The 22,034-nt window shown below is 70.6% G+C and carries 24 protein-coding genes; 14 read left to right on the top strand and 10 right to left on the bottom strand.

Translation table 11 applies throughout. The features are described from left to right. The first annotated feature begins 3 nt into the window (after positions 1 to 3). The 5 genes from AB0M93_RS22810 (at position 4) to AB0M93_RS22790 (ending at position 4,239) form a co-directional block, all read left to right on the top strand. Complete coding sequence (locus AB0M93_RS22810) at positions 4 to 1,158, top strand: acyl-CoA dehydrogenase family protein (protein WP_364276188.1); 1,155 nt, start codon at positions 4 to 6, stop codon at positions 1,156 to 1,158. Then, on the top strand, positions 1,155 to 2,063 hold the full coding sequence (locus tag AB0M93_RS22805; RefSeq protein WP_364276187.1) for an OB-fold domain-containing protein: 909 nt from the start codon (positions 1,155 to 1,157) through the stop codon (positions 2,061 to 2,063). Before AB0M93_RS22810 ends, AB0M93_RS22805 begins: the two co-directional genes overlap by 4 nt. After that, complete coding sequence (locus AB0M93_RS22800) at positions 2,060 to 2,449, top strand: MaoC family dehydratase (protein WP_364276186.1); 390 nt, start codon at positions 2,060 to 2,062, stop codon at positions 2,447 to 2,449. Before AB0M93_RS22805 ends, AB0M93_RS22800 begins: the two co-directional genes overlap by 4 nt. Then, positions 2,446 to 3,615 (top strand): lipid-transfer protein, encoded by a 1,170-nt coding sequence (locus AB0M93_RS22795; RefSeq protein ID WP_364276185.1) that lies wholly within the window; start codon positions 2,446 to 2,448, stop codon positions 3,613 to 3,615. Before AB0M93_RS22800 ends, AB0M93_RS22795 begins: the two co-directional genes overlap by 4 nt. 81 nt (positions 3,616 to 3,696) lie before the next feature. After that, positions 3,697 to 4,239: a DUF5134 domain-containing protein gene (locus AB0M93_RS22790; RefSeq protein WP_364276184.1), complete on the top strand. Its 543-nt coding sequence runs from the start codon at positions 3,697 to 3,699 to the stop codon at positions 4,237 to 4,239. A 215-nt stretch (positions 4,240 to 4,454) separates the two neighbouring features. Here AB0M93_RS22790 and AB0M93_RS22785 read toward each other — a convergent pair whose 3' ends face one another. The 6 genes from AB0M93_RS22785 to kstD are packed head-to-tail and all read right to left on the bottom strand — an operon-like array spanning position 4,455 to position 9,893. After that, entirely contained in the window at positions 4,455 to 4,907 is a 453-nt protein-coding gene (locus AB0M93_RS22785) for a riboflavin kinase (RefSeq protein ID WP_364276183.1), read from the bottom strand. A gap of 52 nt (positions 4,908 to 4,959) precedes the next feature. Then, a complete protein-coding gene (locus AB0M93_RS22780; RefSeq protein WP_364276182.1) occupies positions 4,960 to 5,808 on the bottom strand; it encodes a MaoC/PaaZ C-terminal domain-containing protein in 849 nt (282 codons plus the stop codon). Between the two features lie 9 nt (positions 5,809 to 5,817). Continuing rightward, positions 5,818 to 6,849, bottom strand: coding sequence for a ferredoxin--NADP reductase (locus AB0M93_RS22775; RefSeq protein WP_364276181.1), 1,032 nt, complete (start codon positions 6,847 to 6,849; stop codon positions 5,818 to 5,820). Next, entirely contained in the window at positions 6,842 to 7,099 is a 258-nt protein-coding gene (locus AB0M93_RS22770) for a hypothetical protein (protein WP_364276180.1), read from the bottom strand. The genes AB0M93_RS22775 and AB0M93_RS22770 overlap by 8 nt, the downstream gene beginning before the upstream one ends. Next, complete coding sequence (locus tag AB0M93_RS22765; RefSeq protein WP_364276179.1) at positions 7,096 to 8,232, bottom strand: Rieske 2Fe-2S domain-containing protein; 1,137 nt, start codon at positions 8,230 to 8,232, stop codon at positions 7,096 to 7,098. The genes AB0M93_RS22770 and AB0M93_RS22765 overlap by 4 nt, the downstream gene beginning before the upstream one ends. Then, the gene (kstD, locus tag AB0M93_RS22760) at positions 8,229 to 9,893 is read right to left on the bottom strand and encodes a 3-oxosteroid 1-dehydrogenase (protein WP_364276178.1); all 1,665 of its coding nucleotides are present in this window, start codon (positions 9,891 to 9,893) and stop codon (positions 8,229 to 8,231) included. Before kstD ends, AB0M93_RS22765 begins: the two co-directional genes overlap by 4 nt. A 201-nt stretch (positions 9,894 to 10,094) precedes the next feature. Between kstD and AB0M93_RS22755 the strand changes: the two genes are divergently transcribed. The 9 genes from AB0M93_RS22755 (at position 10,095) to AB0M93_RS22715 (ending at position 19,046) form a co-directional block, all read left to right on the top strand. Further along, positions 10,095 to 11,696: an FAD-binding protein gene (locus AB0M93_RS22755; RefSeq protein WP_364276177.1), complete on the top strand. Its 1,602-nt coding sequence runs from the start codon at positions 10,095 to 10,097 to the stop codon at positions 11,694 to 11,696. Between the two features lie 34 nt (positions 11,697 to 11,730). Beyond that, positions 11,731 to 12,894 carry a 3-hydroxy-9,10-secoandrosta-1,3,5(10)-triene-9,17-dione monooxygenase oxygenase subunit gene (gene hsaA, locus AB0M93_RS22750; protein WP_364276176.1) on the top strand — a complete coding sequence of 388 codons (1,164 nt, stop codon included), beginning with the start codon at positions 11,731 to 11,733 and terminating at the stop codon, positions 12,892 to 12,894. Continuing rightward, positions 12,894 to 13,739 carry a 4,5:9,10-diseco-3-hydroxy-5,9,17-trioxoandrosta-1(10),2-diene-4-oate hydrolase gene (gene hsaD, locus AB0M93_RS22745; RefSeq protein WP_364276175.1) on the top strand — a complete coding sequence of 282 codons (846 nt, stop codon included), beginning with the start codon at positions 12,894 to 12,896 and terminating at the stop codon, positions 13,737 to 13,739. Before hsaA ends, hsaD begins: the two co-directional genes overlap by 1 nt. Then, positions 13,739 to 14,650: an iron-dependent extradiol dioxygenase HsaC gene (gene hsaC, locus AB0M93_RS22740; RefSeq protein ID WP_364276174.1), complete on the top strand. Its 912-nt coding sequence runs from the start codon at positions 13,739 to 13,741 to the stop codon at positions 14,648 to 14,650. The genes hsaD and hsaC overlap by 1 nt, the downstream gene beginning before the upstream one ends. Next, positions 14,647 to 15,186 carry a 3-hydroxy-9,10-secoandrosta-1,3,5(10)-triene-9,17-dione monooxygenase reductase subunit gene (gene hsaB, locus AB0M93_RS22735; RefSeq protein ID WP_364276173.1) on the top strand — a complete coding sequence of 180 codons (540 nt, stop codon included), beginning with the start codon at positions 14,647 to 14,649 and terminating at the stop codon, positions 15,184 to 15,186. The genes hsaC and hsaB overlap by 4 nt, the downstream gene beginning before the upstream one ends. 130 nt (positions 15,187 to 15,316) lie before the next feature. Further along, positions 15,317 to 15,907, top strand: a complete 591-nt coding sequence (locus tag AB0M93_RS22730; RefSeq protein ID WP_364276172.1) for a hypothetical protein — start codon at positions 15,317 to 15,319, stop codon at positions 15,905 to 15,907. A 76-nt stretch (positions 15,908 to 15,983) separates the two neighbouring features. Continuing rightward, positions 15,984 to 16,739: a Crp/Fnr family transcriptional regulator gene (locus AB0M93_RS22725; RefSeq protein WP_364276171.1), complete on the top strand. Its 756-nt coding sequence runs from the start codon at positions 15,984 to 15,986 to the stop codon at positions 16,737 to 16,739. A 148-nt stretch (positions 16,740 to 16,887) separates the two neighbouring features. Beyond that, on the top strand, positions 16,888 to 18,357 hold the full coding sequence (locus AB0M93_RS22720) for a hypothetical protein (protein ID WP_364276170.1): 1,470 nt from the start codon (positions 16,888 to 16,890) through the stop codon (positions 18,355 to 18,357). Next, complete coding sequence (locus tag AB0M93_RS22715) at positions 18,354 to 19,046, top strand: hypothetical protein (protein WP_364276169.1); 693 nt, start codon at positions 18,354 to 18,356, stop codon at positions 19,044 to 19,046. The genes AB0M93_RS22720 and AB0M93_RS22715 overlap by 4 nt, the downstream gene beginning before the upstream one ends. 62 nt (positions 19,047 to 19,108) lie before the next feature. Here the strand turns inward: AB0M93_RS22715 and AB0M93_RS22710 are convergent, their stop codons facing one another. From AB0M93_RS22710 to AB0M93_RS22695, 4 genes are read right to left on the bottom strand one after another with little or no spacing between them, the layout of a single operon-like run. After that, on the bottom strand, positions 19,109 to 19,363 hold the full coding sequence (locus tag AB0M93_RS22710) for a Smr/MutS family protein (protein WP_364276168.1): 255 nt from the start codon (positions 19,361 to 19,363) through the stop codon (positions 19,109 to 19,111). Next, positions 19,360 to 19,761 carry a hypothetical protein gene (locus tag AB0M93_RS22705; protein WP_364276167.1) on the bottom strand — a complete coding sequence of 134 codons (402 nt, stop codon included), beginning with the start codon at positions 19,759 to 19,761 and terminating at the stop codon, positions 19,360 to 19,362. The genes AB0M93_RS22710 and AB0M93_RS22705 overlap by 4 nt, the downstream gene beginning before the upstream one ends. Next, entirely contained in the window at positions 19,746 to 20,807 is a 1,062-nt protein-coding gene (locus tag AB0M93_RS22700) for an MBL fold metallo-hydrolase (protein ID WP_364276166.1), read from the bottom strand. The genes AB0M93_RS22705 and AB0M93_RS22700 overlap by 16 nt, the downstream gene beginning before the upstream one ends. A gap of 9 nt (positions 20,808 to 20,816) precedes the next feature. After that, complete coding sequence (locus AB0M93_RS22695; protein ID WP_364276165.1) at positions 20,817 to 21,833, bottom strand: acyl-CoA desaturase; 1,017 nt, start codon at positions 21,831 to 21,833, stop codon at positions 20,817 to 20,819. Positions 21,834 to 22,034: the final 201 nt, after the last annotated feature.

Below are 22,034 nucleotides of genomic sequence, written 5' to 3'. Positions count from 1 at the left end.
GAGATGCACGTCGAACTGACCGCGGCGCAACGGGAACTGCGGGCCGAGCTGCGGGCCTACTTCGCCGGGCTGGTCAGCCCGGAAGAACGCCGGGCCATGCGGCGGGAACGACACGGGCCGGTGTTCCGCGAGATCGTCCGCCGGATGGGCCGCGACGGCCGGCTCGGCGTCGGCTGGCCGGTCGAGTACGGGGGCCAGGGCTTCGGCGGGATCGAACAGCACCTGTTCGTCGACGAGGCCGCGCGCGCCGACGTCCAGCTGCCGTCGGTGACGCTGCAGACGGTCGGGCCGACGCTGCAGGAGTTCGGCACGGACGAGCAGAAGTCCTTCTTCCTGCCGAAGATCCTCGCCGGGGAGATCCACTTCGCGATCGGGTACACCGAGCCGGAAGCGGGGACCGACCTGGCGTCGCTGCGGACGACGGCGGTGCGCGACGGCGACGGATACGTCGTCAACGGCCAGAAGATCTTCACCACCGGCGGCCACGACGCCGACTACATCTGGCTCGCCGTGCGCACCGCGCCGGACGCACCGAAGCACAAGGGCATCTCGATCCTCATCGTCGACACGAGCGACCCCGGCTACTCGTGGACGCCGATCATCACCTGCGACGGCGCCCACCACGTCAACGCGACGTACTATTCGGACGTCCGCGTGCCGGCGAACCGGTTGGTGGGCACGGAAAACGCGGGCTGGCGGCTGATCACCACGCAGCTCAACCACGAGCGCGTGATGCTCGGGCCGGCCGGGCGCATCGGCGGCCTGTACGACCGCGTGCACGCCTGGGCGGCCGCGCACGGCCTGCTCGACCTCGCCGACGTCCGGGCCGTGCTGGCCGACGCGCTCGCCGTCACCCGGGTCAACGAGCTGCTGAACTGGCAGGTCGCGGTGTCTTCGACCACGGCTCCGGTGAGCGTCGCCGACGCGTCGGCGACCAAGGTGTTCAGCTCCGAGGCCATCCAGCGGATCGGCCGGCACCTGGAAGAGCTCGTCGGGCGCCACGGCGACCTGGCCGATCCGGACACCGCCGAGCTGGCGGACTGGCTCGACCTCACCGCCAAGCGCAACATCGTGCTGACGTTCGGCGGTGGCGTCAGCGAAATCCAACGGGAGCTGATCGCGTCGATCGGCCTGGGCCTGCCGAGGGTGCCACGATGAACGTCGAAGAGGCGGCCGCGGCGATCGCCGCCCAGGGGGAGTCCGCGCCGCGTCTCGCCCGGGATCCGGTCAACCAGGCCATGGTGAACAACTGGGTCGAGGCGATCGGGGACCGCAACCCGGTCTACACCGATCCGGCGGCCGCCGCGGCGAGCGTCCACAAGGGACTGGTGGCGCCACCGGCGATGGCGCAGGTGTGGACGATGAACGGCCTGCACGGCAGCCGGGCCGCCGACGACCCGCTCGGCGCGATGATGGCCGTGCTCGACGAGGCCGGGTTCACCTCCGTGGTGGCCACGAACTCCGAGCAGACCTATCACCGGTACCTGCGGCCGGGTGAGCACGTGGCGGCGGCGACACGTCTGGAGAAGGTCGCCGGGCCGAAGAAGACGGCGTTGGGGGAGGGCTGGTTCGTCACCACCCGGACGATCTGGTCCGTCGGCTCCGAAGCCGTCGCCGAGATGATGTTCCGGGTGCTGAAGTTCCGGCCGCCGGCGCCGAAGCCGCCGCCGTCGCCGGTGCTGCGGCCGGTGATCAGCCGGGACACGGAGTTCTTCTGGGACGGCCTCCGCGAGGGCGAGCTGCGGATCCAGCGCTGGGGCGAGACGCTGCGGCACCCGCCGGGACCGATGCCGCCCGACGGCTCACTGGACACCAAGCCCGACAACGTCGTCGCCAGTGGCCGGGGGACCGTGTACTCCTACGCCGTGCACCACCACCCGCCGGTCCCGGGCAAGGACCTCCCGTTCGTGGTGGCGCTGGTGGAACTGGAAGAAGGGGTCCGCGTGCTGGCCGAGCTCCTGGACGCGGCCCCGGACGAAGTCCACATCGGACTGCCCGTCGTCGCGGCGTTCGTCCGCGTCGACGACGAGCTGACCCTGCCCGCGTGGAAGGTGGCCCGATGACCGCCGTCGCCGAAGGGACCGAGCTGCCGCCGCTGACGATCGAGGCGACGCCGACGTTCGTCGTCAGCACGGCGCTGGCGACCCGAGACTTCCAGGACGTCCACCACGACCGCGACGCGGCGGTCGAACGCGGCTCGAAGGACATCTTCCTCAACATCCTCACCGACACCGGGCTGGTCCAGCGGTTCGTCTCGGAGTGGGCCGGGCCCGACGCGCTGATCCGGTCGGTCAAGATCCGGCTCGGCGTGCCCTGCTACGCCTACGACACGCTGACCTTCACCGGCCGCGTGGTCTCGTGCACCGGGCGGGACGCCGTCGTGTCGGTGTCCGGTGTGGACAGTCTCGGCGAGCACGTCGCCGGGACCGTGGAGGTGACGCTGCCGTGACGCTCTCGGGCAAGGCGGCCATCGCCGGGATCGGGGCGACGGAGTTCTCGAAGGACTCCGGGCGCAGCGAACTGCGGCTGGCGGCCGAGTGCATCTCGCACGCGTTGACCGACGCCGGGCTGAAACCGTCCGATGTGGACGGATTGGTGTCGTTCACGATGGACGGCAACGCGGAGATCGCGGTGGCGCGGGAACTGGGGATCCCGGAGCTGAAGTTCTTCAGCCGCATCCACTACGGCGGCGGGGCCGCGGCGGCGACCGTGCAGCAGGCCGCGATGGCGGTGGCGACCGGTGTCGCGGACGTCGTCGTCGCGTACCGGGCGTTCAACGAACGGTCCGGGCACCGGTTCGGCCAGGTGTCGTCCGCGGCGGCCGGTCAGGTCAATTCGTCCGGGGTGGACAACGCGTTCCACTACCCGATGGGCATCGCGACGCCGGCCGCGACGGTGGCGATGGTCGCGCAGCGGTACCTCCACGACTACGGCGCGACGAGCGAGGACTTCGGGCGGGTCGCGGTGATCGACCGCAAGCACGCGGCGACCAACCCGGAAGCGTGGTTCCACGGCCGGCCGATCACCCTGGAAGAGCACCAGGCGTCACGCTGGGTGGCCGAGCCCCTGCACCTGCTCGACTGCTGCCAGGAAAGTGACGGCGGGGTCGCGCTGGTCGTCACGAGCGTCGAGCGGGCACGCGACCTGGCGCGGCCGCCGGCGGTGATCGCGGCGGCGGCGCAGGGGAGCGGGCCGGACCAGTACGTGATGACCAGCTACTACCGCGACGACCTGGCCGCGCTGCCGGAGATGGGCGTCGTCGGGCGGCAGCTGTGGGGCCAGTCGGGCCTCGGGCCGTCCGATGTGGACGTCGCGGTGCTGTACGACCACTTCACGCCGTACGTGCTGATGCAGCTGGAGGAGCTGGGTTTCTGCGGCCGCGGCGAGGCGAAGGACTTCATCGCCGGCGGGGCGCTGGAGCTCGACGGCGCGTTGCCGCTCAACCCGCACGGCGGCCAGCTCGGCGAGGCGTACATCCACGGCATGAACGGCATCGCGGAGGGCGTCCGCCAGATCCGCGGCACGGCGGTCAACCAGGTGGCGGACGCGGCGCGGGTCCTGGTCACGGCGGGGACCGGGGTGCCGACGAGCGGGCTCATCCTGACGGGTGACTGAGTGTCACCTCAATGACGGCTGGTGCGCGGCCGTCGTGGATGTCACGGTGGGAGACACCATCCACGACGGAGAGTGAGGCCGATGGCGGTCGACTGGGCGCTCACGGCGGTGTTCGCGGTGCTGGCCCTGCCGTGCGTGCTGCGGCTGGTCCGCCTCGACTATGCGCGCCTGGGCGACGGCGTCCGCCACGGCGACCTGGCCGAGCTGCTGCTGGTGGTGGCGATGGTGGCGATGTTCTCCCCGGTCGGCGCCCCGATCCCGGCGGCGGGCTGGCAGGCGGTGCTGGCCCTGACGGCGGGCTGGTTCGCGGTGGCCTGGTGGCGCGGGCGGGGCTGTGTCCACCACGCGCTGTCGGCGGCGGCGATGTTCTACATGGTGACGGCGATGCCCCACGGCGGAATGGACCACGGACCCTGGCTGACGATGTCCACAATGGATTCCCGGCTGGCGTTGCCGCTGGTGGCAGTGGCGGCGGCCGGGTATTTCGTGCTGGACGCGGCGTGGTCGGGGGTGGTGGCGGTGCGGGGCCCGGCGGTCGTCGGGGCGGGGCACGCTTCCCGCGCGGTGTGCCGGGCGGTGATGGGGGCCGGGATGGGCTACATGCTGCTGGCCTCGGCTTTGTGAGCGGGGCGGCTTGGCGAGCACGGCAGCTTTGTGAGCACGGCGGCTTTGTGAGCACGGCACCGAGAGGTCCCCGGCCTGGGGGTCCCCCGGATTTCACGTTACCGGAAGGCACCGACAATTTCGGGCGGTGCGATGGGGCGGATCGGCTCTCCGACCGGCGGACCGACCGTTCACGAACGGCCGGTCCAGGCTGGGCTGAGAGGTGCGAGCAGACCTCAGCCCGCGACGCGGCGGACTTCGCCGAGCGCGCTCTCGCCGGCCTCCGGCAGCGAAGCCGCCGGGTGGTCGGCCGTCCACTGGGCCGCCGCCGCGATGTCCTTCTTCAGCGCCGTGATCAAGTCCTCCGCCGAGTCGTACTTCTCCTGCTCCCGCAGGTGCGAGCCGAGCCACACCACCAGTGTCTCGCCGTACAGGTCGCCGCTGAAGTCCAGTACGTGGGCCTCCAGCAGGCGGTAGCCGTCCGCTCCGTAGTACGTCGGGCGGCGGCCCACCGAGATCGCCGCCGGGAGCCTCGTGCCGTCCGGGCGGCCGATCCAGCCCGCCCACACCCCGTCGCCCAGTGAGCCGGACTGGTCGCTCAGTGCGATGTTGGCCGTCGGAAAGCCCAGCTCGCGGCCGCGCTTGTCGCCCGGCTCGACCGTGCCCCGCACCACGAAGTATTCCGGCATTCGTCGTCCTCCCGAAGTCTCCCCACCACGGTAGCCGCCCGGCCGGAGCCGCTCAGGAAGTGGACACCAGCACCGTGTCCGCCAGCACCGGCGCGTCGTCCCGCTCGGCCGCCGTCGTCGTCACCAGCAGCCGGTCGCCCTGGCGCCACACCCGGATGCGCAGCGTCTCGCCGGGGAACACCACGCCGGCGAACTTCGCCGCGAACGACGCCACCCGGGCCGGGTCGCCGTCCAGGAACTCGTTCACCAGCACCCGCGCCACGATCCCGTACGTGCACAGCCCGTGCAGGATCGGCCGGTCGAACCCCGCGGCCCGGGCGAACTCCGGGTCGGCGTGCAGCGGGTTCCGGTCGCCGCACAGCCGGTACAGCAGGGCCTGCTGCGGCAGCGTCGGCGTCTCGAGCACGAAGTCCGGCTCCCGCGTCGGCCATTCGACCCGGTCCGAGGGACCCCGCGAGCCGCCGAAACCGCCCTCGCCGCGGGCGAAGATGCTCGACCGGGCCGTCCACAGGGGATCTCCGGACGACGACGTGACCGTCACCTCCTGGACCACCACCGCCGCCTTGCCCTTGTCGAAGACGTCGGCGACCCGCGACCGCGCCACCGCCTTCCCCGCCGCCGGGATCGGCTGGTGCAGCGTGATCTCCTGCTTGCCGTGCAGCACCTTCGCCAGGTCGATCTCGATCCCGGGGAACGACACCGCCGGCGGGTCGAACACGCGCAGGTTGGCCGCGACCGTGGCGAACGTCGGCAGCACCACCAGGTCCCGCTCGTAGGTGTACCGCAGCTCGTCCGGGCCTGCGCCGAGCGCCAGGTGGTAGAGCAGCACGTCCGACGACGTCCAGGCGAAGCTCACCTCGCCGATCTCGGCACCGATGGCGACGTCGGGGTTGATGGGCACGGAGACTCCCTATTCGTAGCTGATCGAGACCTCGTCGGTGACCGGCAGCGACTGGCAGGCCAGCACGATGCCGTCCGCCATGTCCTCGGCGTCCAGGACCTCGTTGTGCAGCATCTTCACCTCGCCCGTCACGACCCGGCACGCGCACGCGCTGCACTGCCCCTCGCGGCACGAGTACGGCGCGTCCATCCCCGCGTCCAGCAGCCGGTCCAGGAGTTTCCGCTGCCGCGGCCAGGTCAGCGTGCGGGTGTCGCCGTCCAGCGACACCGTCAGCGACGCCGGTGCTTCGTCCGAAGCCGGCTCCTCCTCGGCGACGACGGACTCGAACGGGTTCCCGGTCAGCGACGTGAACTTCTCGACGTGCACCCGGTCCCGCGGCATCCCGAGCTGCCCCAGCGCTTCCCGCACCGCGGCCATGAACGGCGCCGGACCGCACAGGAACGCCTCGTACGACGTGTACACCGAAGCCAGGCCGCGCAGCTGCGAGACGTCCGGCAGGCCCTGGACGCTCTCGAGCCAGTGCACCACCACCAGCCGGTCGCCGTAGCGCTTCGCCAGCGACGCCAGTTCGCCCGCGAAGATCACCGAGCGCTCGTCGCGGTTCGCGTAGACCAGCACGACCCGCCCCGACCCCCGCTCCAGGGCCGTCTTGAGGATCGCCATCACCGGCGTGATGCCGCTGCCGCCGGCGAAGAGCAGGAAGTCCTCGTCCACCGACGCCGGGCAGAACACGCCCGCCGGCGCCAGCACGTCGACCTGCATCCCGGGCTTCAACGACGAGCAGATCCAGCCGGACCCGTAGCCGCCGTCGGTCCGCTTGACCGTCACCTGTACGCGATTCTCGTGCGGCGCGCTCGACAGCGAGTAGCACCGCGCCACCGAACCGGTCCGGTCGCTGGGGATCTTCAACGTCAGGAACTGGCCTGCGGAGTACGAGAAAGCCGCCGCGTGCTCGGGCGGGATCTCGAAGACCACCGACCGCGCGTCCGGCGTCTCGACGACGACGTCCGCGACGGTCAGCGTGTAGACCCGCTCAGCCATCGGCCACCGCCAGAGAGCCGTCGCGAACCGCGTCCCCAATGCTGTCGGCCAGCTTCGGGCACGTGTCGAGCAACGCCGACGGGCCGCCGGAGTCCGCGAACACCGGGCAGGTGTCGGCGGGCCGGGACGTCCACTGGATGCTCGTGTGCTGGATGCTGTTCTTCTTCACCAGCACGCACGTCCCGCAGCTGCGGCACTCGTGCGGCCGCAGCCCGCCCGACAGGAACTCGGTCTGCTCGGCGGTGGTCACACTTCCGCCTCGGTCTTCTGCCGCGCCAGATTCTCGGCCACCTCCGCCGCCCACGCCTCGTTCGCCTTCGTCGTGTCCACTTCGAACTCGAACCGCTGCGTCATGTCTTCGGTGACGTCGGCGGCGTCGACGTAGAACTGCTGGTACCACCGGCGAAGCTGGTAGACCGGACCGTCCTCTTCGCACAGCAGCGGGTTGTCGATCTGCGTCTTGTGCTTCCAGATCTCGACGTCCTGCAGGAACCCGGCGCCGATCCCGCGGGCCAGCTTCGCGGCCAGCTTGTCCGCGTGCTCGTCGGAGATCCCCGGCAGCTTCTTCACCTTCATGCCGTACTGCAGCACGAACGACGTCGGCGTGACGGGGTAGTGGCAGTTGATCAGCACGCTCTCGATCTCGTACCCCTGGAACGAGTTCACCAGCTTGTTGATCATGTACGACGGCCCGAAGTACGACGCCTCCGACCGCAGCAGGTTGTCCTCGCCGCCGTAGTTCGACGCCATGCCCATGTCCGGGCGGCCCTTGGTGTTGAGGTACTGCGTGGCGATGTGGCCTTCGAACACGTTCTTGAAGTACGTCGGGTAGGCGTAGTGGATGTAGAAGAAGTGCGCCATGTCCACGACGTTGTCTATGATTTCGCGGCAGTTGGAGCCCTCGATGAAGATCGAGTCCCAGGTCCAGTTGCTCCACTCGGCGCTGTCGGCGGCCTCGATCCGCGGGATCGCCAGCTCGTCGGACGGCGGGTTGCCCTCCGGGTCGTGCCACACGAGCAGCTGCCCGTTGCGCTCCTCCGTCGTCCACGACCGCGTCCGCGCGCGCAGCGGAACCCGCTTGGCGTAGGGGATCGAGACGCACTTGCCCTTGCCGTTCCAGCGCCAGTCGTGGAACGGGCAGGCCACCTCGTCGCCCTTGACGCTGCCCTGGGTGAGGTCGCCGCCCATGTGCCGGCAGTAGCCGTCGAGCACGTGCAGTTCGCCCGCCGAGTCCGCCCACACCACGAGCTTCGTGCCGAACGCGGTGATCGCATGCGGCTTCCCGTCGCGGAAGTTCTCCGCCAGGCCCAGGCAGTGCCAGCCGCGGGCGAACCGGGTCGGCGGCTCACCGGCGTAGATGGTGCGTACCGAGTCCTGCGTCATCGCTGCCCTCCCGTGGTCCCCTGATCTTCGTTCGCCAGCCGCGTCGCCGCAAGGTAGCCGAACACCATGGCGGGACCGATGGTCGCGCCCGGCCCGGCGTACGTCCGGCCCATCACGGCCGCGCTGGCGTTGCCCGCGGCGAACAGGCCCGGCACGGCCGAGCCGTCCTCGCGCAGCACCTGCGCGTGTTCGTCGGTGCGCAGCCCGCCCTTGGTCCCCAGGTCGCCCGGCACGATCTTCACCGCGTAGAACGGCGCCTTGTCCAGCGGGCCGAGGCTGGGGTTGGGTTTGTTGTGCGGGTCGCCGTAGTAGTGGTCGTACTTGCTGACCCCGCGGTGGAAGTCCTCGTCGACGCCCTTGCGGGCGAAGCCGTTGAAGCGTTCGATTGTCGCTTCCAGTGACTCGGCCGGGACGTCGATCTTCGCCGCCAGCCCGGCCAGCGTCGCCGACTTCGCGGCGATCCCGGCCTTGAACCAGCGGCCAGGGAGCGGCTGGCGCGGCCCGATGCCGGTGAACATGTACCGGTCCTTGTAGCGCTGGTCGAACAGCAGCCAGGTCGGGATGTGCTCGCCCGGTCCGTCGCCTTCGCCGTACATCGCGTGCACGGCCTCGACGTACGGCGCCGACTCGTTGACGAACCGCTCGCCGCGCGCGTCGACCATGATGCTGCGCGGCCGCGACCGCTCGGCCAGCGCGAACCACGGCCCGCCGGTGAGCGGCAGCGACGGCCCCCACCAGGCGTCGTCCATCAGGTCGAGCGCCGCGCCCAGCTTGAGGCCGGCGGTGATGCCGTCGCCGGTGTTGGCCTCCGCGCCGACGGTCCAGTCGACGCCGATCGGGGCCCGCTGGTACTTCTCGCGCATTTCGAGGTTCCGTTCGAAACCGCCGCTGGCGAGGATCACCCCGCGCCGGGCCTCGACGACCCCCTGCGGGGTGACCACGCCGGTGACGCGGTCGCCGTCGACCTGCAGGTCGACCAGGGGCGTGTCCAGCCGGACCTCGACGCCGGCCTGGGCCAGGCCGGCGCGCAGGCCGGCCGCAAGCGCTTGCCCCATGCTCAGCAGGCGCTGCCCGCGGAGTTTTCCGACGAGCCACTGCCGGCCCAGCGACAGCAGCCGGACGGCGCCGCGCGGGTGCCGGGCCAGCAGGCTCAGCCAGCGGTAGTCGGCCTGGGTGATCGGCACGCCGAGCGGGGGCGCGCTGTACGGCGGTTCCAGATGGGCCAGCTCGGGCCCGAGCAGCTTGCCGTCGAAGGCCATCGGCTCGACCGAGCGGCCGCCGGGCCGGCCACCGGGAGCTTCGGGGTGGTAGTCGCTGTAGTCGCGGACCCAGCGGAACTTCAGCGGCGTGTGGTCGCAGACGAACCGCAGCACCTCGGGGCCGTGCGCCAGGAACGTGTCACGCCGGACGGCCGGGACGACGTCGCCGACGATCGAGGCGAGGTACTCGCGCGCCCGCTCGGGTGGTTCGTCGATCCCGGCGGCGCGCAGGGCGTGGTTGCCGGGGATCCACACGCCGCCGCCGGAGCGGGCCGTCGAGCCGCCGAAGCAGCTGGCCTTCTCGAGGACCACCACGCTCAGGCCGTGGTGGACCGCAGCCAGCGCGGCGGTCATTCCGGCGGCACCACTGCCGACGACGACGACGTCGAACTGCTCCGTCATGCCACCTCTCCTGCTGTATCGATGGTTACCGGTCCGGCCGACAGCCACGGCGGAACAGCTGCCGGTGAGCGGGTCGCCGCCGGTCCGTGTCCGCCTGCTTTTCGACCAGACCGGTAACGTGTTCCAGGTAACGAGTATCCAGTTGAGAGCCGCTTTCGGTCACCATAGACGAGAACGTGTTTCAGTTCTAGGGTAGCGACCATGGACGCACTCGTCGCGGACGTGGTCATCGTGGGATTCGGGGCGGCCGGCGCCTGCGCCGCCCTCGAAGCGGCCGATGCGGGCGCCGACGTCATCATCGTCGAGCGCTTCGCCGGCGGCGGAGCCAGTGCGGTCAGCGGGGGCGTGGTCTACGCCGGCGGCGGGACCGGCCAGCAGCTCGACGCGGGCGTCGACGACTCCGTCGACGCGATGTACGCCTACCTGCGCGAGGAAACCGGGGATGTCGTCTCCGAGCGGACGCTGCGGCGGTTCTGCGAGGGCAGCCGCGAGATGATCACCTGGCTGGAGGGCAACGGCGTGCCGTTCGAAGGCAGCCTGTGCCCGTACAAGACGTCGTACCCCAGCGACGCGCACTACCTCTACTACTCCGGCAGTGAGGCGGCCGGCGGGTTCCGCGACGTGGCGAAACCGGCGCCACGCGGCCACCGCGTCAAGGGGCCCGGGACCTCGGGGAAGATGCTGATGGCGCGGCTCAAGGCGGCCGTGCGCGCCCGCGGCATCCGGGTGCTGACGCAGACGACCGCCCGCAGCCTCGTCCGCGACGACGCGGGCCGCGTCACCGGGCTCGTCGCCGACACCCTCGCCGAGGCTCCCGCCGGCGTGCGGGCGCGGCACCAGCGCTTCGCGCAGTACGCCGCCAAACCCGGCATCTACGTGCCGTCGCTGCGCAGGTCGCTGCACCGGCGTGTCGAGCGGTTCGAACGCGCGCACGGCCGTGAGCTGCGGATTTCCGCCCGGCGCGGGGTCGTGCTCGCCGCGGGCGGGTTCATCGCGAACCGCGAGATGGTCCGCGAACACGCCCCGGCCTACCGCGGCGGCCTGCCGCTCGGCACGTCCGCCGACGACGGTTCGGGGATCCGCCTGGGCGTCGAGGCCGGCGGCGCGACCGGCGAGCTCGGCCGGATCTCGGCGTGGCGGTTCATCACGCCGCCGAGCGCGTTCCTCGGCGGCATCATCGTCGACGCCGCGGGCCGGCGGGTCATCGACGAATCCCGGTACGGCGCCGCCGTCGGCGAGCGGCTGATCGAGGGCCACGGGAGCAAGGGCTGGCTGCTGGTCGACGCGCCGATCGTCGCGGAGGCGCGGCGGGACACGAAGGCGCAAAGCCAGTGGTTCCAGGGGCTGCAGCTGCGGTACCTGCTGCGGCGCGGCCGCGTGACCGCCACGACGGTCGAGGAGGTGGCGCGCAAGGCCGGCGTCGACCCCCAGGGGCTGCGGGCGAGCGTCGAGGCCTACCACGGCGACCGGGACCCGATGGGCAAACCCGCCGAGTTCGCGCGGCGCCTGGACAACCCGCCGTACTCGCTCATCGACATCTCCGTGCGGCCGAACCTCGGGTACCCGACGCCGATGCTGACCCTCGGCGGCCTGGTCGTCGACGAGGAGACGGGCGCCGTGCGGAGCACTGCGGGACAGCCGATCCCCGGGCTGTACGCGGCCGGCCGCACCGCCGTGGGAATCTGTTCCAGGTCCTACGTGAGCGGCCTGTCGCTGGCCGACTGCGTGTTTTCCGGCCGCAGAGCGGGGATCAACAGTGCCCTGGCGCAGGGTGTTCTCGACAAAAACGAGAACGTGTTCTAGTCTCTCGGGTAGTGGAAACGAGAGAGGACTGCGCATGAGCGAGCAGGTGATCGCCGGGGTCCGGGACCTCCTGCCGGTCCTGCGGGAACGGGCCCAGGACACCGAGGACGCGCGCCGCGTCCCCGAGGAGTCCGTCAAGGCCCTGCAGGAGACCGGGTTCTTCAAGCTGCTGCAGCCGAAGCTCCACGGGGGCTTCGAAGCCGACCCGGTGAGCTTCTACACCGCGGTCAAGCTGATCGCGAGCGCGTGCGGGTCGACCGGCTGGGTCGCTTCCATCCTCGGCGTCCACCCGTGGCACGTGGCGCTGTTCGACGCGCAGGCGCAGCAGGAGGTGTGGGGCGACGACCAGGACGTCCGGATCTCCTCGTCCTACGCCCCGATGGGCAAGGCCGAGGTCGTCGAGGGCGGCTACCGGCTCTCAGGCCGGTGGAGTTTCTCCTCCGGGTCCGACCACTGCACGTGGGTGCTGCTCGGGGGGCCTGCGTTCAAAGACGGCAAGCCGGTCGACTTCTGCACCTACCTGCTGCCGATCGCCGATTACTCCATTGTGGACGTCTGGGACACGATCGGCCTGCGCGGCACCGGCTCGAACGACATCGTCGTCGAAGACGTCTTCATCCCGCAGCACCGGGCGCTGAGCTTCATCGCGACGTCGAAGTGCCGGGTGCCGGGCCAGGCCGTCAACCCCGGCCCGCTGTACCGCCTCCCGTACGGTTCGGTGCACCCGACCACCATCACCGCGCCGATCATCGGCATGGCGCAGGGCGCCTACGACGCGCACGTCGAGCACCAGCGCAAGCGCGTCCGGGCCGCGTACGCCGGTGAACAGTCCAAAGAGGACCCATTCGCCAAGGTGCGGATCGCCGAGGCGGCCAGCGAGATCGACGCCGCCTGGCTGCAGCTGACCCGCAACATCGAGGAGCTGTACGAACTCGCCAAGCGCGAGGAACGGCTGCCCGCGGACCTGCGGCTGCGCGTCCGGCGCGACCAGGTGCGCGGCACCGAACGCGCGATCACCGCGATCGACCGGCTCTTCGAGAACTCCGGCGGCCGCGCGATCCAGCGGGGGACGCCGATCCAGCGCTTCTGGCGCGACGCGCACGCGGGCCGCGTCCACGCGGCCAACGACGCCGAGCGCGCCTACGTCATGTACGGCACCGGGGTCTTCGGGCTCCCCGTCGAGAACGCGATGTACTGATGGCCGCTCCCGAAGGCAAGTACGTCCAGGCCGGCTCGCTCAAGCTGCACTACCACGAGGCCGGTGCCGAACACGCCGAGACGGTGATCCTGCTGCACGGCGGCGGCCCCGGCGCGTCGGCTTGGAGCAACTTCGGGCGCAACCTGCCGGAGTTCGCCAAGCACTACCGGACGATCGCCGTGGACCAGCCCGGCTTCGGGCGGTCGGACAAGCCGGCCGAGCACCCGCAGTACTTCCGGCACAGCGCGGACGCCGTCGTCGGCCTGATGGACGCGTTGGGGATCGAACGCGCGCACTTCGTCGGCAACTCCTTGGGCGGGGGCGCGGCGGTCCGGCTGGCGCTGAACCACGGCAAGCGGGCCGGACGGCTCGTGTTGATGGGGCCGGGCGGGCTGAGCGTCAACCTGTTCGCGCCGGATCCGACCGAAGGCGTCAAGAACCTCGGGCGGTTCGCGGCCAAGCCGTCGCGCGAACGCATGGAAGCCTTCCTCCGGATCATGGTCCACGACCAGGCGCTCATCACCGACGAGCTGATCGACGACCGGTTCGCCGCCGCGAACACCCCCGAGTCGCTGGCCGCGATGCGCGCGATGGGGATGTCGTTCGCGCAGCCCGACACCTACGAAGAAGGCATGCTCTGGCGCGAGGCTCACCGCCTCCGCCAGCGCGTACTCTTGATCTGGGGCCGCGAAGACCGCGTCAACCCCCTGGACGGGGCGTTGCTGGCACTGAAGACGATTCCACGCGCGCAGCTGCACGTGTTCGGCGGCTGCGGGCACTGGGCCCAGCTGGAGAAGTTCGACGAGTTCAACCGGCTGGCCCTCGACTTCCTCGGGAGTTCCTGATGGGCATCCGGTCACTGGGCTACCTCCGCATCGAAGCCACCGACATGGCCGCGTGGCGCGAGTACGGGCTCAAGGTGCTCGGCATGGTCGAAGGCAGCGGCACCGATCCGGACGCGCTTTACCTGCGCATGGACGACTTCCCGGCGCGGCTGGTCATCTCGCCCGGTGCCGCGGACCGGCTGGCTGTCACCGGCTGGGAGGTCGCCCACGCGGGCGAGCTGGCCGAGCTGCGGTCCCGGTTGGACGGTGCTTCGGTGCCGTACAAGGAGGGCACGCCGGACGAGCTGGCCGACCGCCGCGTCGACGAGCTGATCAGCTTCGACGACCCGTCCGGCAACACCCAGGAGGTGTTCCACGGCGTCGCGCTGCAGCACCGGCGCGTGGTGAGCCCGTACGGCCACAAGTTCGTCACCGGCGAGCAGGGCCTCGGCCACGTCGTGCTGTCCACAAAGGACGATGAGGCGTCGCTGCGGTTCTACCGGGACGTCCTCGGCTTCCGGCTGCGCGACTCGATGCGCCTGCCGCCGCAAATGGTCGGCAGGCCCGCCGACGGGCCGCCCGCGTGGCTGCGGTTCTTCGGCTGCAACCCGCGCCACCACAGCCTGGCGTTCCTGCCGATGCCGACGCCGTCCGGGATCGTGCACCTGATGGTCGAGGTGGAGAACACCGACGACGTCGGGCTGTGCCTCGACCGCGCGATCCGGCGGAAGGTGCCGATGTCGGCCACGCTCGGCCGGCACGTCAACGACCTGATGCTGTCGTTCTACATGAAGACCCCGGGCGGCTTCGACGTCGAGTTCGGCTGCGAAGGCCGTCAGGTCGACGACGACAACTGGATCGCCCGCGAGAGCACCGCGGTGTCGCTGTGGGGGCACGACTTCTCGGTCGGCGCGCGGCCCCCGGGCGCATGACGTCCGTGGCGGTCGACCAGACCGAGTTCCGCAGCGTGCTCGGGCACTTCTGCACGGGCGTCACGGTCGTCACCGGCCGTGACGGCGACACTCTCGCCGGATTCGCCTGCCAGTCGTTCGCCGCGCTGTCCCTGGACCCGCCGCTGGTGCTGTTCTGCCCGGCGCGGACGTCACGGACCTGGCCGGTGCTGGCCGCGGCCGGCCGGTTCGCGGTCAACGTCCTGGCCGAGGACCAGCAGGAGGTCAGCGCGGTGTTCGGCGCGCGCGGCGAGGACAAGTTCGCCCGCGTCGGCTGGACGCCCGCGCCGTCCGGCGCACCGCTGCTCGACGGCGCGCTGACCTGGATCGACTGTGCGCTGGAAGCCGTGCACGAAGCGGGGGACCACTACGTCGTGATCGGCCGGGTCACCGCGCTCGGCGCGCCGTCGGACGCCCGGCCGCTGCTGTTCCACCGCGGCCGGTACGCCGTCACCGAGCCGGTCCGGGACGCGTTCTCGGCCCTGATGCCCTGGCCCCGCCCCGACGACTGGCTGTGACCGCATTGACTCCACCGGGTGGTTGTGGAGGGCTTCACAGGTGGGCCGCATCCCATTCACGAGAGAAAGCCGACCCCCGGCGCGCACACTGTTACCGAGAAGACACCTTCCCGGGAGGAGTGAGTCGCGCATGCGCGGACGGATCGCCCGCTTTCGGCGCCGGTTGCTGCCGGGCCGCAACCCGCTCGCCCGCACAGGCGACCGCGTCGAGGCCCTCCTCCTGCTGATGGTGATCGCCGGCGCGATCCTGGTGGTGCCGTTCGCGGCGGCGTTCGGCTCGGAGACGTACGCGGCGCAGACGGCCCGAGCGTCGGAGGAGAGCGCCACCCGCCACCCGGCCACGGCCGTCTCGCTGGCCGCGGCGTCGAACCAGCCCTACAGCACCGACGGCGCGGGCGCCCCGGCGGACCAGACGACGGTCCCGGCAGCCTGGCTGGACACCCGCGGCGCCCGCCACACGGGCGAGGTGTTGGCCGACGCGGGCAGCCCGGCGGGCACGCACGTGCAGGTGTGGCTGGACCAGCACGGCGAGCTGACGAGCGAACCGTTGTCCGCCTCGACATCGGCAGCCGACGGCGTGTTCGCGGCCATCATGCTTTGGGCGGCGGTGACGGGAGCACTGGCGGGGCTGTACGGTCTCGGCCGGTTCGTCCTGGGCCGCCTCCACGCGGCGGCTTGGGACAGGGCTTGGTCCGAGGCCCGCCACGACAGCCGGTTCTGATCGGACTCGACACGGGTAGACTACTTCGCCATCGTGATAACCGGCTGGTGCCGGACTCGTGCGGAGGATGGCGGAAGTGGCGCAGCCCGGTGGATCGGCACTCGACGTGTTGCTCGAGAAAGCGGCGTCCACATGGGCACCGACCAGCTTCTTGGCCCGCCTTCAGCGCACGACGTTGGAACGGCTCCTGGAACTCGGCAGTGTGCGGACCTACAGCGCTGGTGAACGGATCATCACCGAAGGTCATGAGGACTCCACCGTCTTCATGCTCCTGACGTCCTTCGCGAAAGTCACCGGACGGCGTGCGGACGGGGGCGAGGCTCTGCTCGCCATCCGCGTCGGTGGAGACCTCGTGGGCGAGTTCGCGGCGATCGACGAAGGCGCTCGGCAGGGCCGGATGGCCACGGTGACCGCTTGCGGCCGGGAGCCGGTGGTTGCCCTGGGGGTCGAAGCCGAGCCCTTCCACGAGACCTTGGCAGCGCACGACCTGCCGGCGCAGCGGCACCTGATGGCCGTGGTCGTCGAGAAGACGCGCGCCGCAAGCCGCCGACGCGTCGACAACGCCACACCCAACACCAAGGTCCGGTTCGCGAGGGCCCTCCTCGAGCTGGGCCGGACCTGCGGCGAGGGTGGCTTCGGCGGGTCCGTGCGAATTCGCGCCCCGCTGACGCAGCTCGAGCTCGGAACCCTGGTCGGGGTCAGTAAAGCCACGGCCGAGCGGGCGCTGAAGGAGCTGCGTGAGGCGAGACTCGTGGACACCAGCGAGAAGTACCCCGTCATCCGTGACGTCGCGGCGCTCGCGAAGCTGGCTCGGGTCGACGCCATCATTTGAGGGAAAAGTTGACCATGGACCGCGCGGCGGCCCAGAGTGGTGATCGCGAACCCGGTCTGCCGAACTCAGGCAGACCTGCCACCCCGGAATTGTCGCTGGGGCGTGCTAACCATTCGACATCGGCGGAAGTCCGTCATGTCAAACGATCTTGGCAGGTGGCCAAATGGCATGGAATCCCGAAGACGCTCGTACGAGCGCGCAGGTCCGCTACGACGAGACTGCGGACCTCGAGGTCTCCGAAGTCAAACGCGAGATCGACTTTGAGCTGATCGAGAGGAAGAAGCCGCGGCTGGTCACCGGCGTGCACTCCTACGTCGACGTCACGAACTTCAACCAGCTGCTTCGTGAGGAGCAGGACGACGCCGGCGAAGAGATGCTCCTGCTCCTGCACCTGTACGCCCGCGAGGTCACGCGAATAGTCGAGAAGGACTTCGGTGTGCAGAAGGTCCACTTCCAGGGGCCTCGCCTGCATGCCGTGGCTTACCGCCCGGTTTCCGACGAGGGGAGGATGGCTCTTCGCGCCGTCCTGGCGTCGCTGGCCGTGCGGCACATGATCGCCGTCTTCAACGCCGTGTTCGATCTGGGCGATCGTGGGTGGCGAGTCGCTGCGGGCCTGGACCACGGGCGGTGCCTCGCGACCAAGAACGGGTCGAGCGGTGACCGCGAGCTGCTGTTCCTCGGCAGCGCCGCCAACCACGCGGCGAAGATCCTGCAGTCCACCGGCATCCGGATGACCGACCGGGTCCGCTCGCTGCTGCCGGACGATCTGCAGGAGCGTACCGTCGAGGCTGATGACGGCACGTGGTCCCTTTGGCTGCCCGTGGCGGAAGTCGAACAGCGCGCCACCGCCGAGGGATGGCCGTGGCGCCAGGCGACGAGCCGCGTCCGACTCGAGGAGGCGGCGGAGAGCCACCCGGCCGGCAGCCTGACCAGCGCGCAGGTCAAGGAGAAGATCGACAAGAAAACGCTGCTTCCCTCGAACACGAAGCGGGTCGCCGCGGCATCGCTGTTCGCCGACGTCGACGGGTTCACCGCCTACATCGATCAGCAGGAAGCCCGCGGCGAAGATCTGACCGAAGCCGTCCGCCTCTTCCACGTCCTGCGCGGGGTTGGCCGGGATACCGCGGTTCAGGGCTTCGACGCGCTGCGGATCCAGTACCAGGGTGACCGGATGCAGGTGCTGGCCTACCGTCCGGTGAAGGACGAAATGCGTGCCGCATACGACACCATCCGTCTCGCGGCCGCGCTCACGACCGTCGCCGACGACATCGTGCCCGCCGTCGTCGGCACCGACCGCCACCGGCTCGCCATCGGAGCCTGCTGGGGTGAGACCCTCGTGTCCCGGGTCGGCGAACACGGCGAAATGGATTACGTGAGCTTGAGCAGCGCGACGGCCAGCGCGGCGACCATCCAGCAGCGGCTGGAGGGTGGGCAGATCGGTATTGACGCCGCTCTCCGGAACCTGCTGCCTGAATGGCTCCAGACCGTTTTCGGGTGGGATGCGAGCGTCAAGGCGTACGTGGCGACCGATTTCGACTGGATGTCGTTTTGCACGCTCGAGGAGTCGGAGAAACGCACAGAGGCGAAGTTCGCCGTGCGGCCGTGGCTCGGTCAGTGACCGGCGGTGCAACGAGCCGGCTGCGTGAGGACGACGCGACGCTGGCGGCCAGTCAACCTGGCCTCCGGCGTCGCCGGCAGAGCGGAAAACTCGTCCTCGAAGGAGAGCTCTCCGTTGCTCTCCCCGGTGACGCCACGGGGCTTTTCACCGTCCAGATCCGCTATCCGGGAACGAGCCCGTTCGAGCTCCCGGACGTCTACGACATGGTTGGGCGGTTCGACCGCAGCGGGGAGAACCATGTGGAGAGAACCGGCAGGTTCTGCATGTGGCTTCCTCTCACGGCGCCCGTCGCCGACTTCCAGCGCCCGGGTGGGTTGGCTCGATACCTCGACCTGGTCTGTCAGTTCGTCCGGCTGCAGGTCATGTACGAGGAGAGACGCAGGCGTGGAATAGAGCCTCACTGGCGGTGGGCGGATTGGGAACACGGCACGGCCGGCTACGAACAGTGGTTCCGCGAGAACAGTGTCGGGCTGGTTCCGGATCAGCTCGAGAAGCTGCTCGACGCGGTCCGTGCACGTCCGCGCGGGGCGGGGAAATGCCCCTGCGGATCCGGTAAGAAGCTGGGCAACTGCCACAAGAGGTGGCTCGCGATCGTGCGGCGGTCGGCCATGAGCGATCCGGCCCTCTTGACGGCCGGGTACGTCTGTCTCGAGAGCTGGCGTGAAGCAGTCCGCCAGCGCTCGACCTAGCGACACAAGGCTCGGAGCGGTGGCGGCACCGGCTGAGCTCGGCGCTCGACAGCCGGTTCTGATCACTTCCAGCGGAAGTGCACGAACACCCGGCCGAAGTTGTCCTTGTCCTTCTCGATCCGGTGGTAGAGCGCCTTGACGTCCTTGCGCTCGAGGAACCGCAGGACGTGCTTCTTCAGCTGACCCGATCCCTTGCCCGGGATGATCTCGACGAGCGGGGCCTTCTTGGCGACAGCCTCGTCGATGATCGCGCGCAGGGCTCGGTCGATCTCGCCGCCGCGGTTGTAGATGTCGTGCAGATCCAGCTTCAGCTTCACACGCCCTCCCGGGCTCGGAGGGCCGCTGCCCGTACGCGGCGGGTGCGGCCTTGCTCGGCCGGCACCGTGAGTGCGGCCCGGGCGGCCGGCTCGGCGCACGCCCGTCGCTGCAGCCGATCGGACGCGCTCGTCAGGTCGCTTTCCCGCCGGCCCTCGTCGAGTGTGACAGCTCGCAGCAGCACCCACTCGCGCAGCCGCCGCGCCGGGAAGCCGGGGGTGGCGAGCAGGGCCGCCGCGCGGAGGTCGATGTGACGCACGGTCGCCGACTCCGCCATCACCCGGTCCGGGTCCGTCAGCACCGCGCGGACCAGCTCCGGCTCGTCGTCGTCGGCGACGTTCGCGAACTCGAGCAGGTAACGCGCGTACCGCTCGTGTTCGCCGGTCACAGCGCCTGCCACCAGCCGTCCACCGGGGGTGGCTCGGTCGCGTCGATGCGCTCGCCCGGACGGGGGATCGCCAGCGGGAGGTCCGCCTCCTTCGCCTCGCTCCACACGCGGTCCGCCGGCTCGCCCCACGGGTGCATCGCCAGCTGGAACGTCGCCCAGTGCACCGGGACCAGCAGCTTCGCCCGGACGTCGAGACCCGCTGCCACACCTTCCTCCGGGGTCATGTGGATGTCCGGCCACTGCGGGGCGTACGCGCCGATCTGGATCAGGGCCGCGTCGAACGGGCCGTGCTCCGCGCCGATCTTCGCGAACCCGTCGAAGTAGCCCGTGTCGCCGCTGTAGAACACCCGGTGGGCCGGCCCCAGCAGCGCCCACGACGTCCACAGCGTGTCGTCGTTCGTGATGCCGCGGCCGGAGAAGTGCTGGGCCGGCGTCGCGACGAAGCGGACGCCCGCCACCGTCGCCTCTTCGTGCCAGTCGAGCTCGATGATCCGCGCCGCCGGGACGTGCCAGCGCTCCAGGTGCGCGCCCACTCCCAGCGGCACGAGGAAGGGGGCGTCGGACGAACCGACCAGCGCACGGACCGTCGCGAGGTCCAGGTGGTCGTAGTGGTCGTGGGAGATCACCACCGCGTCGATGCGGCCGAGCCCGGACAGCGGCACCGGCGGCTGGTGCAGCCGCCGCGGGCCGGCGAACGCCGCCGGGGAGACCCGGTCGCTCCACACCGGGTCGAGCAGCACGCGGGCGCCGTCGAGCTCCACCAGCGTCGATGCGTGGCCGTACCACGTCAGGTGCACACCCTCGGCCGACAGCACCGGCTCCGCCGCGACCAGCGGCACCGCGCTGCCCGGTTTGCGCAGCTCGCGGTGCTCGCCGAAGAACATCTCGCGGAAGATGGTCCGCATCGACGCCGCGGTCATCGGGTGCCGCGGCGCCGCGTTGCGGAACACCTTGCCGTCGAACTGCGGCGAGGAGCGGACCCGCTCGGCCCGCGCGCCCGTGGCCTTCGCGCCGAACGCCGCTGGCAGGTCGCGCAGGGCCGCGATCGTTTTCCTCATGCCCCGAGTCTACGAACCGTTCCTGAGAGGCGCCCCAGCTTCATGCAGGTGGGTGAGCGCCTGCCGGTAGGACTCGACGAGGCTCGTCTGCAGGTACGGGATGCCCAGCTCGGCGCAGTAGGCCTGGACGATCGGCTGCGCGCGCCGCAGGTGCGGCGAGGGCATGCTCGGGAACAGGTGGTGCTCGATCTGGTAGTTGAGGCCGCCGAGGGCCACGTCGGTGACGACGCCGCCGCAGACGTTGCGCGAGGTCAGCACCTGCTTGCGGAGGAAGTCGAGCTCGGGACGCCCGGTCAGCGTCGGCATGCCCTTGTGGTTGGGCGCGAAGATCGATCCCATGTAGACACCCCACAGTCCCTGGTGGACGGCGAAGAACAGCAGCGCCATGCCGGGGGAGAGCACGGCGAGCAGTGCGCCGAAGTAGAGGACGAAGTGCGCGGCGAGCAGCGCGGCTTCGAGACCGCGGCGGCGCAGCCCCGGCCGGCGGACCGCGCGGATGCCGGACCAGTGCAGGTTCAGGCCCTCCAGGGTGAGCAGCGGGAAGAACAGGAACGCCTGGTAGCGCCCGATGAACCGGGGCACTCCGCGGCTGGCGCGGGCTTGGTCCTTCGACCACACCAGGATGTCCGGGTCGACGTCGGGGTCGAGCTCTTCGTGGTTCGGGTTGGCGTGGTGGCGGGTGTGCTTGTCCATCCACCAGCCGTAGCTCATCCCGATGCCGAGGTTCCCCGCGAGCATCCCGGCGATCTCGGTGGGCCGCCGCCGCCGGAACACCTGCTTGTGCGCGAGATCGTGGGAGAGCAACGCGATCTGCCCGAACATGACGGCCATGAAGGCGGCCACGCCCAGCGTCCACCACGAATTCCCGAGCACCGCGAAGGCCACCCACCCGGCGGCGAACAACCCGGTCACCACGGCGATCCGGGCGGTGTAGTAGCCGGGCCGGCGCGCCATCAGGCCGGCGGCGGAGATGCGGTGGCTCAGCCGGGCGAAGTCGCTGCCGACGAGGTTCTCTGTGGTCGTCACGCACCCGAGTCTGCGCGCCCGGCGCGTGTGCGGGAATCCTGTGCGCCCCAGGCGGGTTGCGGGGGCCAGCCCTACCGGCCGCGCTGGTATACGCGCTCTGCCGCAGCCGGTCGTGAGTGGTATCCCACGTCAGGGTCTGGTCGTCGTTGGGCTCGTCCGGCGTGCGCACCCGGGCGGGGTCGGCCTTGTCGTAGATGACCG

This window comes from Amycolatopsis sp. NPDC051102 (assembly GCF_040682815.1).
In the GTDB taxonomy this organism is placed as follows: domain Bacteria; phylum Actinomycetota; class Actinomycetes; order Mycobacteriales; family Pseudonocardiaceae; genus Amycolatopsis.
The sequence above is the reverse complement of the archived record's forward strand: the minus strand, read 5'-3'. Positions and strand labels throughout refer to the sequence as shown.

Bases quoted from the DNA above. Each gene is read 5' to 3' on its own strand.
- AB0M93_RS22765 (WP_364276179.1), bottom strand. From the start codon at position 8,232: ATGACGCAGGACTCGGTACGCACCATCTACGCCGGTGAGCCGCCGACC.
- AB0M93_RS22775 (WP_364276181.1), bottom strand. From the start codon at position 6,849: ATGGCTGAGCGGGTCTACACGCTGACCGTCGCGGACGTCGTCGTCGAG.
- hsaD (WP_364276175.1), top strand. From the start codon at position 12,894: ATGGCCGCTCCCGAAGGCAAGTACGTCCAGGCCGGCTCGCTCAAGCTG.
- AB0M93_RS22730 (WP_364276172.1), top strand. From the start codon at position 15,317: ATGCGCGGACGGATCGCCCGCTTTCGGCGCCGGTTGCTGCCGGGCCGC.
- hsaA (WP_364276176.1), top strand. From the start codon at position 11,731: ATGAGCGAGCAGGTGATCGCCGGGGTCCGGGACCTCCTGCCGGTCCTG.
- AB0M93_RS22785 (WP_364276183.1), bottom strand. From the start codon at position 4,907: ATGCCGGAATACTTCGTGGTGCGGGGCACGGTCGAGCCGGGCGACAAG.
- AB0M93_RS22800 (WP_364276186.1), top strand. From the start codon at position 2,060: ATGACCGCCGTCGCCGAAGGGACCGAGCTGCCGCCGCTGACGATCGAG.
- AB0M93_RS22805 (WP_364276187.1), top strand. From the start codon at position 1,155: ATGAACGTCGAAGAGGCGGCCGCGGCGATCGCCGCCCAGGGGGAGTCC.
- kstD (WP_364276178.1), bottom strand. From the start codon at position 9,893: ATGACGGAGCAGTTCGACGTCGTCGTCGTCGGCAGTGGTGCCGCCGGA.
- hsaC (WP_364276174.1), top strand. From the start codon at position 13,739: ATGGGCATCCGGTCACTGGGCTACCTCCGCATCGAAGCCACCGACATG.
- AB0M93_RS22810 (WP_364276188.1), top strand. From the start codon at position 4: ATGCACGTCGAACTGACCGCGGCGCAACGGGAACTGCGGGCCGAGCTG.
- AB0M93_RS22755 (WP_364276177.1), top strand. From the start codon at position 10,095: ATGGACGCACTCGTCGCGGACGTGGTCATCGTGGGATTCGGGGCGGCC.
- hsaB (WP_364276173.1), top strand. From the start codon at position 14,647: ATGACGTCCGTGGCGGTCGACCAGACCGAGTTCCGCAGCGTGCTCGGG.
- AB0M93_RS22790 (WP_364276184.1), top strand. From the start codon at position 3,697: ATGGCGGTCGACTGGGCGCTCACGGCGGTGTTCGCGGTGCTGGCCCTG.
- AB0M93_RS22700 (WP_364276166.1), bottom strand. From the start codon at position 20,807: ATGAGGAAAACGATCGCGGCCCTGCGCGACCTGCCAGCGGCGTTCGGC.